Origin of the sequence: Pseudomonas prosekii (assembly GCF_900105155.1) — a bacterium.
Lineage (GTDB): Bacteria > Pseudomonadota > Gammaproteobacteria > Pseudomonadales > Pseudomonadaceae > Aquipseudomonas > Aquipseudomonas prosekii.
Genome location: NZ_LT629762.1, coordinates 738,663 through 754,966, shown reverse-complemented (window position 1 = coordinate 754,966; position 16,304 = coordinate 738,663). Strand labels below are relative to the sequence as shown.

Sequence of the window (16,304 nt, the reverse complement as noted above, 5' to 3'; positions counted from 1 at the left end):
CGCAAATGGCCCCCAAAGTGCAGCTTAGCCAGATTAGACGAGCGCGCCGGATGCAATTTTGGGCCTGCTCCGCTAGCATTAGCCGCTTCTGCTTCCCAGTGGCGACGGTTTTCGATGAGTTATCAGGTTCTTGCACGTAAATGGCGTCCGCGCTCGTTCCGCGAAATGGTCGGCCAGACCCATGTGCTCAAGGCTCTGATCAATGCCTTGGACAGCCAGCGGCTGCACCACGCTTACCTGTTTACCGGTACGCGCGGGGTCGGCAAGACCACCATCGCACGAATCATTGCCAAATGTTTAAACTGTGAAACAGGCATCACTTCGACGCCGTGTGGCGAGTGCTCGGTGTGCCGCGAAATCGATGAAGGGCGCTTCGTCGACCTGATCGAGATCGACGCCGCGAGCCGGACCAAGGTCGAGGACACGCGTGAGCTGCTCGACAACGTGCAATACGCGCCAAGCCGTGGTCGCTTCAAGGTCTACCTGATCGACGAAGTGCACATGCTTTCCAGCCATTCCTTCAATGCGCTGCTGAAAACCCTCGAAGAGCCGCCGCCCTACGTCAAGTTCATCCTCGCGACTACTGATCCGCAGAAACTTCCGGCAACTATTCTCTCGCGGTGCCTGCAGTTCTCGTTGAAGAACATGACTCCCGAGCGAGTCGTCGAGCATTTGACCCACGTGCTGGGCGTTGAGCAGGTGCCGTTCGAGGACGACGCGCTGTGGCTGCTCGGCCGCGCCGCTGACGGTTCGATGCGCGATGCGATGAGCCTGACCGATCAGGCGATTGCCTTCGGTGAAGGCAAAGTCATGGCCGCCGACGTGCGGGCGATGCTCGGCACGCTCGATCATGGCCAGGTGTTTGATGTCCTGCATTCATTGATCGAGGGCGACGCCAAGGCGTTGCTCGAAGCCGTCCGTCACCTGGCTGAACAAGGCCCGGACTGGAACGGTGTGCTGTCCGAGATTCTCAATGTGTTGCACCGCGTTGCGATTGCTCAGGCGTTGCCTGAAGGCGTCGACAACGGTCATGGCGACCGAGATCGCGTGCTCGCACTGGCGCAGGCCTTGCCGGCCGAAGACGTGCAGTTTTATTACCAGATGGGCCTGATAGGCCGCCGCGACTTGCCGCTGGCGCCGGACCCGCGTGGTGGCTTTGAAATGGTCCTGTTGCGCATGTTGGCGTTCCGGCCGGCGGACACGGCGGATGCGCCGAGGCAACCGCTAAAGCCAGTGGGGATCAGCCAGGCCACAGTTGATTCCGCAAACTCAGTGGCTGCCGCGCCGGTTGTTGCGCCGGTAGCCGCTACGGCAGTTGCACCAGCGCCTGCGCCTGAAACCCAGCCTGAGGCGCAAACCAAGCCTGAGCCTGAAAGCAGACGTGAGCCTGAGCCGCAGCCAGTTGCGCCAGTGGTTGCGCCCGAGCCCGTGGCAGAAGCGGTCGCCCCCGAAGCCTTGGTTGATTTGCCGTGGAATGATCCGGTCGAAGCTGAAATCGTCCAGCAGCCGGCCGCCGAGCCGATGCTGGAAACGGCCAGCGAACAACCCGAATTGCCGCCAATGCCGCTGCCGACGCCGGACAGCGTGGTACCGGACGCGCCGGAATGGGCCGCTGCGCCGATCCCCGAGCCGTCGGTGGCCGACGTTGATGCCGCCACCCCCGGCGTTGACCTGGATGACGAGCCGCCGCTGGACGAGGATTACATCGAGCCGGACATCGACTCGGCTTACAGCTACCTTGATGAACTGGCCAGCGAACACACCGCCGAACCGGCGCCGGAACCCGAGCCGGAACCGGCTGCGATGCCGGCGACCGGTCTGGCGCTGCAATGGCTGGAATTGTTTCCGAAATTGCCGATCTCCGGCATGACTGGCAGCATCGCCGCCAACTGCACGCTGATCTCGGTTGAAGGCGATCACTGGTTGCTGCACCTCGATCCGGCGCACAGTGCGTTGTTCAACGCGACCCAGCAACGGCGCTTGAACGACGCGTTGAACCAGTTTCACGGGCGCACGCTGACCCTGAGCATGGAGCTGATCAAACCTGAGCAGGAAACCCCGGCCCAGGCTGCATCGCGGCGCCGGGTCAACCGCCAGCGCGAGGCCGAAGAGTCGATCCACGGTGATCCGTTCATCCAGCAAATGATGCAGCAGTTCGGTGCGGTGATCCGTAACGATACTATTGAACCTGTCGAAGCCCTGGTCAGTCAGGGCTAATAACTGAAGGCGTTTGGCTTTAGACGCCGGGCGCTGTTTTTATCCAAGTACTTTGAGGTGATTACCATGATGAAAGGTGGCATGGCCGGCCTGATGAAGCAGGCGCAGCAGATGCAGGAAAAAATGGCCAAGATGCAGGAAGAACTGGCCAACGCCGAAGTCACCGGTAAGGCTGGTGGCGATATGGTCACCGTGCTGATGACCGGTCGTCACGACGTCAAGCGCGTGACCATCGACCCAAGCATGGTCGAAGGCCTGAGCGAAGACGACCGCGAGATGCTCGAAGCGGTATTCGCCGCCGCCGTCAACGACGCCGTGCGCAAGATCGAAGCCAACAGCCAGGACAAAATGTCCGGCGTGACCGCTGGCATGCAACTGCCGCCGGGAATGAAAATGCCATTCTGATTCGCCAACGCGCATTGGATGGGCTACAAAAAAATGCCAGGCATCGCGCCTGGCGTTTTTATTTCTGCCGCACGCGAGCGCCCTGTTTTTGTGGCGAGGGGGCTTGCCCCCGTTGGCGTGCGAAGCGCTCCATAACCTGCCAACGGGCTTTATGGTCTAGCGCCTGCTACGCAGCCGAACGGCGGCAAGCCCCTTCGCCACAATGGCAGGCAGAAACATCGAACGCCGCACCGCGACAAGGGTCTGCTCCCTATAGCTGCCAAATTCATCGATCAAGGAGACGCTCACATGCCGCAAGCATTGACCCTCAACCAACGTATCGTCCTGGTGTCCCGCCCGGTGGGCGCGCCGACTCCGGAGAATTTTCGCCTGGAGCGCGTCGCGCTGCCGGATCTGGCGGAAGGCGAGGTGTTGCTCAAGACCCTTTACCTGTCGCTCGACCCCTACATGCGCGGGCGCATGAGTGACGCGCCGTCCTACGCCGCGCCGGTGGAAATCGACGAAGTGATGACCGGCGGCGCCGTCAGCCGTGTCGAGCATTCGCGCAATCCGAAGTTTCACGAAGGTGATCTCGTGGTCGGCGCCACCGGTTGGCAGAGCCACAGCATCAGTGACGGCCGCAACATCATTCCAATCCCGTCCGGGCTGCCGAGCCCGTCGATGGCATTGGGCGTGTTAGGCATGCCGGGCATGACCGCGTACATGGGCCTGATGGACATCGGTCAACCGCAATCCGGCGAAACGCTGGTGGTCGCCGCTGCTTCCGGAGCAGTCGGTTCGGTGGTCGGCCAAGTGGCGAAGATCAAAGGCCTGCGCGTGGTTGGCGTGGCTGGCGGCGCCGAAAAGTGCCGTTATGTGGTCGAGGAATTGGGCTTCGACGCCTGCATCGACCACAAGAGCGACAACTTCGCCAGTGAACTGGCAGCGGCCTGCCCGCAAGGCGTCGACATCTATTTCGAAAATGTCGGCGGCAAGGTCTTCGATGCCATCGTGCCGTTGCTGAATGCCAAGGCGCGGGTGCCGCTGTGTGGCCTGATCGCCGGTTACAACGCGCACGAAACGCCGAGCGGCCCGGATCGTCTGCCGCAACTGCAGCGCACCTTGCTGACCAAACGCGCACGCATTCAGGGCTTTATCGTGTTCGACGACTATGGCGATCGTCAGCCGGAATTCGTCAGCGCCATGGCGCCGTGGGTGCGCGACGGCAAGGTCAAGTTCCGCGAAGACATCGTCGATGGCCTGGAGCAGGCGCCCGAAGCATTCATCGGTCTGCTGGAAGGACGCAACTTCGGCAAACTGGTGGTGCGGGTCGCCCAGGACTGAGCATTTGACGCTGGCCAGAGGCGCGGGTATAAACCGCGTCTCGTTGTTTTGTCGGACTTTTCCCCATGAGCTTCAGCCCTCTGATTCGCCAACTGATCGATGCCCTGCGAACGCTGCCGGGCGTCGGCCAGAAAACCGCCCAGCGCATGGCGTTGCAACTGCTCGAGCGCGATCGCAGCGGCGGTTCGCGACTGGCCCAGGCATTGAGCCAAGCGATGGAAGGGGTCGGCCACTGCCGTTTGTGCCGCACGCTGACCGAAGACGACCTCTGCCCGCAATGCGCCGACAACCGTCGCGACGACACCTTGCTGTGCGTGGTTGAAGGGCCGATGGATGTCTACGCCGTCGAGCAGACCGGTTTCCGCGGTCGTTACTTTGTGCTCAAGGGCCATTTGTCGCCACTCGACGGGCTCGGCCCGGAAGCCATCGGCATTCCGCAATTGCTCGCGCGAATCGCCGAGGCGGGGACGTTTACCGAGGTCATTCTCGCGACCAACCCGACAGTCGAAGGTGAAGCGACCGCGCATTACATCGCCCAGTTGTTGAATAACAAAGGCTTGATCGCCTCGCGTATCGCCCATGGCGTGCCGTTGGGCGGGGAGCTGGAGTTGGTCGACGGCGGGACGTTGGCGCATTCGTTTGCCGGGCGTAAGCCGATCGCTTTGTAGCTTCTTGACTGACGCCATCGCGGGCAAGCCTTGCTCCCACAGGTAATGCGCCGCATGTGCTTTTTGTGGGAGCACGGCTTGCCCGCGATGCAGGCGCTTCAGTCTCCTTGATTCACAAAGCGCTATTGAAAACCAAGCAAGCGCTCGGTTAACGTCGCTGAACCCTTCAGTGGAGTTCGCCGATGCCTGCCTTTCAGGAATACTTCGATCCCAGCCACCAATTGGTTCGCGACAGCGTCAGGCGTTTCGTCGAGCGCGAGATTTTGCCGGACATTGATCAGTGGGAAGAGGCCGAAAGCTTTCCCCGCGAGCTCTACCTCAAGGCAGGTGCAGCGGGGATTCTCGGCATCGGTTATCCCGAAGCGCTGGGCGGCAGCCATGAAGGTGACGTGTTCGCCAAAGTCGCGGCCAGCGAAGAACTGATGCGCTGCGGGTCCGGTGGTCTGGTCGCCGGGCTCGGTTCGCTGGACATCGGTCTGCCGCCGATTCTCAAATGGGCGCGGCCCGAGGTGCGCGACCGGGTGGTGCCGCAAGTGCTGTCCGGCGAGAAGATCAGCGCGCTGGCGATTACCGAGCCCAGCGGCGGCTCCGACGTGGCCAATCTGCAAACCCGCGCCGTGCGCGATGGCGACGTCTATCGGGTCAATGGCAGCAAAACCTTTATCACCAGCGGTATCCGCGCGGACTTCTACACAGTCGCGGTGCGCACTGGCGCGCCGGGTTTCGGCGGCATCAGTTTGCTGATGATCGAGAAGGGCACCCCCGGTTTCACGGTCGGGCGGCAATTGAAGAAAATGGGTTGGTGGGCGTCGGACACCGCCGAATTGTTCTTCGATAACTGTCCGGTGCCGGCAGGCAACCTGATCGGCGCCGAGAACATGGGCTTCGCCTGCATCATGGGCAACTTCCAGAGCGAACGCCTGGCGCTGGCGCTGATGGCCAACATGACCGCGCAACTGGCGTTGGAACAGAGCCTGAAATGGGCGCGCGAGCGTGAAGCGTTTGGCAAACCGATCGGCAAGTTTCAGGTGCTCAAACACCGCTTGGCGGAAATGGCCACGGCGCTGGAAGTGTCACGCGAGTTCACCTATCGCCAGGCTGCGAAAATGGCGGCGGGGCAGAGCGTGATCAAAGAGATTTCCATGGCGAAGAATTTTGCCACCGACACCGCGGATCGCATCACTAACGATGCGGTGCAAATTCTGGGTGGCATGGGTTACATGCGCGAAAGCCTGGTGGAGCGGCTGTATCGGGATAACCGGATTCTGTCGATTGGCGGCGGGACGCGGGAAGTGATGAACGAAATCATCAGCAAGCAGATGGGGCTTTGATTCGGCGGTGCAGCGGCTGACGCCATCGCGAGCAAGCTCGCTCCCACAGGTAATGTGCCGCATGTGCTTTTTGTGGGAGCACGGCTTGCCCGCGATGGCGTCCTCGCAGGCGCCGCTTTATTGCTCGCTCAACGCAAACTGCGTCAGGCAGAACGTCGGAATGCCCATGTCTTCCAGTCGCTGCGACCCACCCAGCTCCGGCAAATCGATAATTGCCGCCGCTTCGTGAATCCGCGCGCCCATGCGCCGAATCAGGTTGGCCGCTGCGATCAGCGTGCCGCCGGTGGCGATCAAATCATCAAACATCACCACCGAATCGCCTTCGCACAAGCTGTCGGCGTGCACTTCCAGAAAAGCCTCGCCGTACTCGGTGGCGTAGCCCTCGGCCAACACGTCCGCCGGCAGTTTGCCCTGCTTGCGGAACAGCACCAGCGGCTTGTTCAACTGATACGCCAGCACCGAACCGATCAAGAAGCCACGCGCGTCCATCGCACCAATGTGCGTGAAGTCGGCCTCGACGTAGCGGTGGGCGAAGCTGTCCATCACCAGGCGCAGGGCCGTTGGCGATTGAAACAGTGGGGTGATGTCACGAAAGATTACGCCCGGCTTGGGGAAATCGATCACGGGGCGGATCAGGGATTTGATGTCGAAGGAGTCGAAGACCATCGTCGAGTTGTCCTGGCAGGGCTGCAAACGTCGCAGTATAACGGCGGCTGAACCGTTTCGCTCAGCCGCAATTGCACTACTCGGCGCGCAGTCAGTCCAGAGAGCCGCCGGCCAGGGCGCACAGCTGGATCGGGTCGAGGATATGAATTTCCTTGCCCTCGGCGGCGATCAGCTGGTTTTGCTGGAAACGGGTGAACACCCGCGACACGGTTTCCACTGCCAGGCCCAGGTAATTGCCGATTTCGTTGCGCGACATGCTCAAGCGGAACTGGTTGGCCGAGAACCCGCGCGCGCGAAAGCGTGCAGACAGGTTGACGAGGAACGTGGCGATGCGCTCGTCGGCGGTTTTCTTTGACAGCAGCAACATCATTTGCTGATCGTCACGAATCTCGCGGCTCATCACGCGCATCAACTGGCGGCGCAGTTGCGGCAATTGCAGCGCCAGTTCGTCGAGGCGTTCAAACGGGATTTCGCAAACCGAGGTGGTTTCCAGTGCCTGCGCTGATACGGGATGCTTTTCCGTGTCCATACCCGACAAGCCGACCAGCTCGCTCGGCAGGTGGAAACCGGTGAGTTGTTCTTCGCCGCCATCGCTGAGGCTGAAAGTCTTCAGGGCGCCGGAGCGAACTGCATAAACGGAATCGAACGTGTCGCCCTGGCGAAACAGGAATTCGCCTTTTTTCAACGGGCGACCGCGTTTAACGATCTCGTCCAGCGCTTCCATGTCTTCCAGATTCAAAGAAAGTGGCAGGCAGAGAGGGGCCAGGCTGCAATCCTTGCAATGGGCCTGGCTGTGAGCGCGCAGTTTGACTGGCTCGGACATTTCTTCAATCCTTGTGGGAAAACACACATAAGCCGTAAGGGTAACTCACGGGAGGACATTCAGGCCAGCGCACGGCGATTCTGTCGTAGGACGATAGAGCATGCAGTGCGGCGGCCGTTACCCGAAATGCAGGCAGTGATGGGAGATAAACGGCTGAGCCCGGAACAAATCAAAGCCAAACTTGGCGTGCTCAAAGCGGCGTCGCCGGCCATGCAGTCCAGACAGCACGCCTGCTGAGATGACCGCCTAAATCACCCGCGAAAAGCGCTGGCGGTTTTGCTGTTCCAGGTACGCGTCGAACACCATGCACACCGAGCGCACCAGCAAGCGCCCGGCGGGCAGCACGCTGATGCGTTCGCTGTCGAGTTCGATCAAACCGTCGTTGGCCATCTCCTGCAATTGCGGCCAGAGTTCACTGAAATAGCCACGAAAGTCGATGTTGAAGGCTTGTTCGATGCTGGCGAATTCAAGGTTGAAGCCGCAGATCAATTGCTGAATCACCGCCCGGCGCAAACGGTCATCGGCGTTGCACAGCAAGCCGCGATTGGTCGCCAGTTGTGCCGAGGCGAGGGTGTTCTGGTAGAGGTTGAGGTCGCTGGTGTTCTGGCAGTAGAGGTCGCCGATCTGGCTGATCGCCGAAACGCCGAGGCCGATCAAATCGCAATGGCCGTGGGTGGTGTAACCCTGAAAGTTGCGTTGCAGGGTTGATTCTTCCTGGGCAATCGCCAGTTCATCGTCGGGCAGGGCGAAGTGGTCCATGCCGATATAGCGATAGCCGGCCTGGGTCAGTTGCTCGATGGTGTTCTGGAGCATTTCGAGTTTCTGCGCCGGGCTCGGCAGGTCGGCGCTGTTGATCCGCCGTTGCGGCATGAAGCGTTCCGGCAGGTGCGCATAGTTGAACACCGAGAGCCGGTCCGGCTGCAGGTTAATGACTTCTTCAACGGTGCGGGCGAAGTTTTCCGGGGTCTGGCGCGGCAAACCGTAGATCAGGTCGATGTTGATCGAGCGAAACTGCAAGGTCCGCGCGGCGTCGATCACGGCGCGGGTTTCTTCCAGGCTTTGCAGGCGATTGACCGCGCGCTGTACTGCCGGGTCGAGGTCTTGCAGGCCGATGCTGACCCGGTTGAAACCCAGTTCACGCAGCAGGCCCATGGTCGACCAGTCTGCCTCGCGCGGGTCGATTTCGATGCCGTAGTCGCCGGAATCGTCATCGAGCAAATTGAAATGCTTGCGCAGGTGCGCCATCAACTGACGCAATTCGTCGTGGCTGAGGAAGGTCGGGGTGCCGCCGCCGAAATGCAGTTGCTCGACTTTTTGCGCGGGGTCGAGGTGGCAGGCGATCAGTTGGATTTCCTGCTCCAGCCGCTGCAAGTAGGGGAGTGCGCGACCGCGATCCTTGGTGATGACTTTGTTGCAGGCGCAGTAATAGCAAATGTTCGCGCAGAACGGCACGTGCACGTACAGCGACAGTGGCCGCAATGCTTTACGGCTGTCGCGCAGGGCATGAAACAGGTCGAATGTGCCAACCTGGCTGGTGAATTGAACGGCGGTCGGGTAGGAGGTATAGCGCGGTCCCGACAGGTCGTAACGGCGGATCAGATCAGTGTCCCAACGAATGGCGTCGAGCATGCGGGCATTCCCCCGGATAGGCTTGCAGTGGCAGCGAGTCTATGGGGTGCGACGTTGCGGCATCTTGATTTGCATCAACGCTGTCATTGCCAACCATCGCCAACTATCCCTTGTAGCAGCTGCCGAGCCTGCGAGGCTGCGTTCGGCGGCGAAGCCGTCGTAAACACTGAGCCCACATCGTCCTGACACACCGCACTGCCTGATTTCACGACGGCTGCGCCGCCGAACGCAGCCTCGCAGGCTCGGCAGCTGCTACAGGGCTGGGAGTTAGTGACCCATCAACCAATGCTGATGCGGGCCGGGCAGTGTCCAGATGCCGAAGATAATCACCAGCAACCCGCCCGCCATGCGCACGCTGCGTTTGCGCAGCAGCGCCGTCACCCGTTCTGCCGCCAGCCCGGTGGCCAGTAACACCGGCCATGTACCGAGCCCGAACGCCAACATCAGCAACGCACTGTCGAGCGCATTACCCTGGCTCGCCGCCCACAGCAACGTGCTGTAAACCAGCCCGCACGGCAACCAGCCCCAGAGCGCGCCCAGCAGCAAGGCGCGGGGCAGGCTCGACACCGGCAGCAGTTTGTTCGCAACCGGCTGAATATGCCGCCACAAGCCGCGACCGAGGCTTTCGATGCGGGTCAGGCCGCTCCACCAGCCGGCCAGGTACAAACCCATGGCGATCAGCAGCAGCCCGGCAAGCACGCGCATGAACATCGCCGCCGGGCTGTTGGCCACCGCCCAACCGGCCAGACCGATAAGCAGGCCGGCGGTGGCGTAGCTGAGAATCCGTCCGAGGTTGTAGGCCAGCAGCAAACGGAAACGGCGGCTGCGTTGTTCCTTGGGAATCGCCAGGGTCAACGCGCCCATCAAACCGCCGCACATGCCCAGGCAATGGCCGCCGCCGAGCAGGCCGAGGATCACCGCAGACACCAGCAATGGCGCCAGTTCAAGCATGGGGTGGCGCCTTGTCGTCGGGTTTTGTCGGGTGGCCGCTGGCCTCGTCGACGGCGGCGGTGTGGTTCGGGTCCTGGTCGTCGAACAGGATGCTATGGGCCGGACCGTCGAGGTCGTCGTACTGGCCGCTGTCGACCGCCCAGAAGAAAATGTACACGGCGATGGCCACGATCAGCAGCGCGGCCGGGATCATCACGTAAAGAGCTGGCATCGGTAGACTCCATGCCCGCGCGGCTCAGGCCGGCAGCGGACGGGTTTCAGGCGTGGCGCCGGCGCCGGGCGCGCTCGGCATCCGAGTCAGGCGCAGGGCATTGAGCACCACGGTCAACGAACTGATCGACATGCCGACTGCGGCCCACACAGGAGTGATCCAGCCGAGGGCGGCGAACGGCAACATGAGGCCATTGTACAACCCGGCCCACAGCAGGTTCTCGATGATTACCCGACGTGTGCGCCGCGCGAGGCTGAAGGCTTGCACCAAGGCATCAAGACGATTGGACAGCAGCACCGCGTCGGCGCTGGTTTTCGCCAGATCGGTGGCCGACCCCATCGCCACGCTGATGTCGGCGGCGGCCAGCACCGGCACGTCATTGACGCCGTCGCCGAGCATCAACACCTTGCGACCTTCTTTATGCAGTTGCTGCAGCACCTGCAACTTGTCGTCGGGACGTAAGCCGCCACGGGCTTCGTCGATGCCCAATTCGGCGGCGACGCTGGCGACCATCGGCGAACTGTCGCCGGACAGCAACAACGTGCGCCAGCCACGCGCCTTGCACGCGGCCAGCAGCGCCGGGGCGTCGGCGCGCAAACGGTCGTCGAGGACAAACCACGCCAGCGGCCCGAAGCTGTCGCCGAGCAGCAGCCATTGGCCCGCTTCATTCGGCATCAGCGGCACCGTGGCGCCACTCAGTTCACAGACAAAACCCGGCTGGCCGATGCGCAGACGTTGCTCGCCGACTCGACCTTCAAGGCCCAGTCCCGGCGTGCTCAGCACCTCTTCGGCGGCCAGCGGCGCACGACCGAATGCACGTGCGATCGGGTGTTCGGAACGGTTTTCCAGGGCGGCGGCGAGGCCCAGGCACTCATCGCTGCCGAGTGGCCCGAGCGGGCGAATCGAGCGCAACGCCAAGCGTCCTTCGGTGAGCGTGCCGGTCTTGTCGAAAATCACCGTGTCGATCTGGTTCAGGCCTTCCAGCACATGGCCGCGAGTCAGCAGCAAACCGAGTTTGTGCAACGTGCCGGTGGCGGCGGTCAGCGCGGTCGGCGTCGCCAGCGACAAGGCGCACGGGCAGGTCGCTACCAGCATCGCCAGCACAATCCAGAACGCGCGCGACGAATCCAGCTCCCACCAGAGCAAGCCGATGACGGCGGCGGCAATCAGCGATAACAGCAAGAACCACTGCGCGGCGCGGTCGGCGATTTCCGCCAGGCGCGGTTTTTCCGCCTGCGCGCGGTCGAGCAGGCGGACGATGGCGGACAGTCGGGTGTCGTGGCCCAGCGCGAGGACTTGCACGGTCAGCGCGCCTTCGACGTTCAAGGTGCCGGCGGTAACCGCATCGCCCAAGGTGCGCGGTTGCGGCAGGTATTCGCCGGTGAGCAGCGATTCGTCGATGCTCGACTGGCCGTCGAGGATCTTGCCATCGGCCGGAAGAATCGCGCCGGGGTGCACCAGCACTTTGTCGCCGAGGCGCAATTCGCTGAGCAGGATACGTTCGCTTTGGCCGTCGGCAGTCAAGCGCAGGCACGACGCTGGCAACAGATTGACCAGTTGCGCAGTGGCGGCGGCGGTGCGTTCGCGGGCGCGGCGTTCGAGGTAGCGCCCGGCCAGCAGAAACAACGCGAACATGCCGACCGCATCGAAATACAACTCGCCAACCCCGGTGATCGAGGTCCAGATCCCGGCGAGGTAGGCGCTGCCAATTGCCAGTGACACCGAGACGTCCATGGTCAGGTGGCGGGTGCGCAGGTCGCGCATGGCACCCTTGAAAAATGGCGCGCAGCTGTAGAACACAATCGGCGTGGTCAGGAACAGCGCAACCCAGCGCAGGATCGTGTGCAACTCGGGGCTGAGGTCAATGTTGAATTCCGGCCAAGTGGCCATGGTTGCCATCATTGCCTGGAACCACAGCAGCCCGGCGACGCCGAGCTGGCGCAGGGCCAGGCGATTTTCACTGGCCAGTTGTTCGCTGGCGCGATCGGCTTGATAAGGATGCGCTACGTAGCCGATGTGGCGCAGTTCGCTGAGCACTTGGCTCAGCGGCAATTGCGCGTCGGCCCAGCGCACATGCAAGCGATGGTTGGACAGATTGAGTCGCGCCTCGGCCACGGCCGGTAACGTGCGCAGGTGTTTCTCGATCAGCCAGCCGCACGCCGCGCAACTGATGCCTTCCATAAGCAGGGTGGTTTCGGCGAGTTCGCCTTCGTGGCGGACGAAGGGCTTTTGCACGTCGGCGCGGTCGTACAGCGCCAGTTCATCGACCAGTTGCACCGGCAGCGACTCGGGGTTGGCCGAGGCTTCGCTGCGATGCTGGTAATAACTGTCCAACCCGCCCGCGACAATCGCTTCGGCCACAGCCTGACAACCCGGGCAGCAGAACTCGCGGGTTGCACCGAGGACGACAGCGGTGAAGCGGCTGCCGGCCGGTGAGGGCAGGGCGCAGTGGTAGCAGGGGGTTGGGGTGGTCATGTCTGTCGCCATGGAAACGATTGTCGCTGATTCAACTCGGACCCTGTGGCGAGGGGGCTCGCCCCCGTTGGACCGTGAAGCGGTCCCAAACCCTGAGACCACGATTTACCGTCGATCGAGTGCACAGTTCTGGTGGCTGCTGCGCAGCCAAACGCGGGCAAGCCCGCTCGCCACAAGGGATCGCAGTAATTACTTGTTCAAATCTTCGGCACCTTGCAGCGGCTCATCGCCCAGCAGCAGGTCTTTGTCCTGGCTGATCTGTTCTTCTTCGAACATGCGCCAGGTCTTGTCGTCTTGCACACCGAGCAGTTCGACAAACCGGCGGCCTTCAACCTGGTCGCTCATCTGGCCAATGTACCGGCCCTGTTCGGTTGCGCTGCGGGTCAGGGTGATCTTGCGATCCTTCTCAGGCTGGGTCGGCGAGATCAGGTTCAGCTCCAGCGTCTGCGGCTGGCTGTTGCCTTTGAGGCGCAAATCGACCTCGCCGGTGACGTCGTCCAGGTGCACGCTGGCGCGCAGCAACAGGGTTTGCGCCAGCAATTCGCGGTCCAGCGAGCGGTTGATGCCTTTGCCGGCCTCGTAGTAGTTATCGTTGACCAGATTGTCCGGGTTGTTCACCGCGATGGTCACCATCGACAGGGTCAGCGTCACCGAACAGGCGAGAATCGCGATGATGATCCACGGCCAAAGATGTTTGTACCAAGGGCTTGCGCCAGTTGCTGCGGGCATGATCACTTCTCTCAACGAATTTGTGGGCCGATGAATCGGCTCTTGGCTTCAACGTGAATGCTGTCGTCATCGGCGTCCTTGAGGATGAATTTCACCTCGTTGGTGCTCGATGGCAATTGCTCCGGCGCGCTCGACAGCTCGACCGGCTGGCTGAAAATTTCCCCGGCGGCGACTTTGATCTCGCGTTTGCCTTGCAGCTTGAGGTCCGGCAGGCCGCTGGCTTCGAGCAAGTAGGTGTGGTCGCGCTGGTCCTTGTTCATGATTTTCAGGCTGTAGACGTTTTCGATCCGGCCTTCGGCGTTCTCGCGATACAACACACGGTCCTTGCTGACGTCGAATCCGACCAGCGAACGCATGAAGAATGCCGCCATCAGCAAGCCGATCATGGTCAGCAGCACCAGTGCATAGCCGATCAGGCGCGGCCGCAGTTTATTGGTTTTCTGCCCGGACAGGTTGTGTTCGGTGGTGTAGCTGATCAGGCCGCGCGGGTAATCCATCTTGTCCATGATGGTGTCGCAGGCATCGATACACGCGGCGCAACCGATGCACTCGACTTGCAGGCCATCGCGAATGTCGATGCCGGTCGGGCAGACCTGCACGCACATCGTGCAATCAATGCAATCGCCGAGGCCGAGTGCTTTGTAATCCACACCTTTTTTACGCGGGCCGCGGGATTCGCCACGGCGCGGATCGTAGGAAACGATCAGCGTGTCCTTGTCGAACATTACGCTCTGGAACCGCGCATACGGACACATGTAAATGCACACTTGCTCGCGCAACCAACCGGCGTTGCCGTACGTGGCGAGGGTGAAAAAACTGACCCAGAAGTACGACCAGCCATCGGCCTGGCCGGTGAAGAAATCAATGGTCAAGTCGCGGATGGGCGAGAAGTAACCGACGAAGGTCATGCCGGTGGCGAAGCCGATCAACAGCCACAACGTGTGTTTGCCGAATTTGCGCACGAACTTGTTGGCGCTCATCGGCGCCTTGTCGAGCTTGATGCGCTGGTTGCGGTCGCCTTCGGTGACCTTCTCGCACCACATGAAGATCCAGGTCCAGACGCTTTGCGGGCAGGTATAACCGCACCACACGCGCCCGGCGTACACGGTAATGAAGAACAGGCCGAAGGCACTGACGATGAGGATGCCCGAGAGCAGGATGAAATCCTGGGGCCAGAAGGTCGCGCCAAAAATGAAGAATTTGCGCTCCGGCAAATTCCACCAGACGGCCTGGTGACCGCCCCAGTTCAGCCAGACGGTACCGAAGTACAGCAGGAACAATCCGGCGCCGCCCATCATCCGCAAGTTGCGGAACAGGCCAGTGAAAGCGCGGGTGTAGATCTTTTCTCGAGAGGCGTAGAGGTCGACGCTGTTATTCGCGTTTTTGCCAGGCGGAGTAACGTCGTGTACCGGAATCTGATTGCTCATCATTGCATCCCACGGCAGTGGAAAAATGCCTCGGTCAGTACATGCCGACCGCGGTCAGAAAGGGTGTTGCAGTGGCGCAATGATACGCCTGTAGCTCTGGCGCAAGGGTGCGACCTTTGGTCGCGTTGGGGGATTTCAATTGATGGTGTAATGACTTGAATCAATTGACTTATGAATTATGGACGGTTTTTCCCAGCATGCTGGTCAGTCTCGCCGAACAAAACGGCCCCGCCAATTCTCATTGGCGGGGCCGTTTTTTTGTTGCCTCAAGCGTTTGCCTTACTGGGCGTCTTCCGCCGGAGCCTTCTCGCCGTGCGACAGGCTGTAGACGTAAGCGGCCAGCAGGTGAACCTTATCGTTGCCTTGCAGCTGTTCTTGCGCAGGCATCTGGCCCTGACGGCCGTAACGGATGGTCTGCTGCAGTTGAGCGAAGCTCGAACCGTAGATGAACGCTGCCGGGTGCGTCAGGTTAGGTGCGCCCATGGCTGGCGTGCCTTTGCCTTCCGGACCGTGGCACACCGCGCAGTTGGCGGCGAACAGTTTCTGGCCGTTGACCGGATCTGCCTTGGTGCCTTCCGGCAGCTTGCGGCCGTCGAGGTTGGTCAGGACAAACCCGGCCACGTCCGCCACGCCTTGCTCGCCGATCACTTCAGCCCAAGCCGGCATCACGGCGTGACGACCGCCCATGATGGTGGTCTTGATGGTTTCCGCTTCACCGCCCCAGCGCCAGTCAGCGTCGGTCAGGTTAGGGAAGCCATAAGCGCCCTTGGCGTCAGAACCGTGGCAAACCGAGCAGTTGGAGGCGAACAGACGGCCACCCATCTTCAAGGCTTGCGGGTCTTTGGCGACTTCTTCAATCGGCATCGAAGCGAATTTGGCGAAGATCGGGCCGAAACGCGCGTCCGACTTGGCCATTTCCTTTTCCCACTCGTGAACGCCGGTCCAGCCAGTCTGGCCGTTGGCGAACGCGGTCTGCTTTTCGGTATCCAGATAGTTGTAGCCCGGCAGCAGGCCTTTCCAGTTACCCAGACCCGGGTACAGCACCAGGTAGCCCAGCGCAAAAATGATGGTGCCCACGAACAGCATGAACCACCATTTCGGCAGTGGGTTGTCGTACTCCTCGATCCCGTCGAAGGAGTGGCCAACAGTCTCTTCGGTGGCTTCGCTGCGCTGGCCCTTGCGGGTCGACAGCAACAGCCAGGTCAGGGCGAAAATTGTGCCCAGACTGAGGACTGTGACGTACAGACTCCAGAACGTACTCATTCTTTGTTACTCCTAGAAGCTTGCTCGACGTGCTTGATGGCTTCGGGATCATCCGCGAAAGGCAGCAAGGTCGCGTCTTCAAACTCCGACTTGCGCTTGGGGCTGAACACCCACAACGCCAGACCGATAAAGGCCACCATCACAACAACGGTGCCCAGGCCACGAATCATCCCGATATCCATCTAA

Annotated in this window: 15 protein-coding genes; 5 read left to right on the top strand and 10 right to left on the bottom strand. The window is 61.4% G+C overall.

Features of this window, described 5'->3' with window-relative positions; genetic code table 11:
- The first annotated feature begins 114 nt into the window (after positions 1–114).
- The 5 genes from dnaX to BLU01_RS03440 all read left to right on the top strand — a co-directional run bounded on the left by dnaX (position 115) and on the right by BLU01_RS03440 (position 5,944).
- Positions 115–2,217 (top strand): DNA polymerase III subunit gamma/tau, encoded by a 2,103-nt coding sequence (gene dnaX, locus BLU01_RS03460; protein WP_092270862.1) that lies wholly within the window; start codon positions 115–117, stop codon positions 2,215–2,217.
- A 66-nt stretch (positions 2,218–2,283) separates the two neighbouring features.
- Positions 2,284–2,622 (top strand): YbaB/EbfC family nucleoid-associated protein, encoded by a 339-nt coding sequence (locus BLU01_RS03455; protein ID WP_092270859.1) that lies wholly within the window; start codon positions 2,284–2,286, stop codon positions 2,620–2,622.
- Positions 2,623–2,910: 288 nt separating this feature from the next.
- Positions 2,911–3,945: an NADP-dependent oxidoreductase gene (locus BLU01_RS03450; protein ID WP_092270856.1), complete on the top strand. Its 1,035-nt coding sequence runs from the start codon at positions 2,911–2,913 to the stop codon at positions 3,943–3,945.
- A 65-nt stretch (positions 3,946–4,010) separates the two neighbouring features.
- Positions 4,011–4,613 (top strand): recombination mediator RecR, encoded by a 603-nt coding sequence (gene recR / locus BLU01_RS03445; RefSeq protein WP_092270852.1) that lies wholly within the window; start codon positions 4,011–4,013, stop codon positions 4,611–4,613.
- A 182-nt stretch (positions 4,614–4,795) separates the two neighbouring features.
- The gene (locus BLU01_RS03440; protein ID WP_092270849.1) at positions 4,796–5,944 is read left to right on the top strand and encodes an acyl-CoA dehydrogenase family protein; all 1,149 of its coding nucleotides are present in this window, start codon (positions 4,796–4,798) and stop codon (positions 5,942–5,944) included.
- A gap of 117 nt (positions 5,945–6,061) precedes the next feature.
- Here BLU01_RS03440 and BLU01_RS03435 read toward each other — a convergent pair whose 3' ends face one another.
- From BLU01_RS03435 to BLU01_RS03390, 10 genes are all read right to left on the bottom strand, one after another.
- Positions 6,062–6,610, bottom strand: a complete 549-nt coding sequence (locus BLU01_RS03435; RefSeq protein WP_092270846.1) for an adenine phosphoribosyltransferase — start codon at positions 6,608–6,610, stop codon at positions 6,062–6,064.
- A gap of 91 nt (positions 6,611–6,701) precedes the next feature.
- Positions 6,702–7,433, bottom strand: a complete 732-nt coding sequence (gene fnr / locus BLU01_RS03430; protein ID WP_092270843.1) for a fumarate/nitrate reduction transcriptional regulator Fnr — start codon at positions 7,431–7,433, stop codon at positions 6,702–6,704.
- A 246-nt stretch (positions 7,434–7,679) separates the two neighbouring features.
- Complete coding sequence (hemN, locus tag BLU01_RS03425; RefSeq protein WP_092270838.1) at positions 7,680–9,062, bottom strand: oxygen-independent coproporphyrinogen III oxidase; 1,383 nt, start codon at positions 9,060–9,062, stop codon at positions 7,680–7,682.
- 267 nt (positions 9,063–9,329) lie between these two features.
- Complete coding sequence (locus tag BLU01_RS03420) at positions 9,330–10,013, bottom strand: sulfite exporter TauE/SafE family protein (protein ID WP_092270835.1); 684 nt, start codon at positions 10,011–10,013, stop codon at positions 9,330–9,332.
- Complete coding sequence (gene ccoS, locus BLU01_RS03415) at positions 10,006–10,224, bottom strand: cbb3-type cytochrome oxidase assembly protein CcoS (RefSeq protein ID WP_077183979.1); 219 nt, start codon at positions 10,222–10,224, stop codon at positions 10,006–10,008. Before ccoS ends, BLU01_RS03420 begins: the two co-directional genes overlap by 8 nt.
- A 24-nt stretch (positions 10,225–10,248) precedes the next feature.
- Positions 10,249–12,699 (bottom strand): heavy metal translocating P-type ATPase, encoded by a 2,451-nt coding sequence (locus BLU01_RS03410; RefSeq protein ID WP_092270832.1) that lies wholly within the window; start codon positions 12,697–12,699, stop codon positions 10,249–10,251.
- Between the two features lie 189 nt (positions 12,700–12,888).
- Positions 12,889–13,428, bottom strand: a complete 540-nt coding sequence (locus BLU01_RS03405; protein WP_092270828.1) for a FixH family protein — start codon at positions 13,426–13,428, stop codon at positions 12,889–12,891.
- An 11-nt stretch (positions 13,429–13,439) separates the two neighbouring features.
- Positions 13,440–14,855, bottom strand: a complete 1,416-nt coding sequence (ccoG, locus tag BLU01_RS03400) for a cytochrome c oxidase accessory protein CcoG (protein WP_092270825.1) — start codon at positions 14,853–14,855, stop codon at positions 13,440–13,442.
- A gap of 279 nt (positions 14,856–15,134) precedes the next feature.
- Positions 15,135–16,118: a cytochrome-c oxidase, cbb3-type subunit III gene (gene ccoP / locus BLU01_RS03395; RefSeq protein ID WP_092270822.1), complete on the bottom strand. Its 984-nt coding sequence runs from the start codon at positions 16,116–16,118 to the stop codon at positions 15,135–15,137.
- Positions 16,115–16,300 (bottom strand): CcoQ/FixQ family Cbb3-type cytochrome c oxidase assembly chaperone, encoded by a 186-nt coding sequence (locus BLU01_RS03390; protein WP_003175465.1) that lies wholly within the window; start codon positions 16,298–16,300, stop codon positions 16,115–16,117. The genes ccoP and BLU01_RS03390 overlap by 4 nt, the downstream gene beginning before the upstream one ends.
- Between the last annotated feature and the right edge of the window lie 4 nt (positions 16,301–16,304).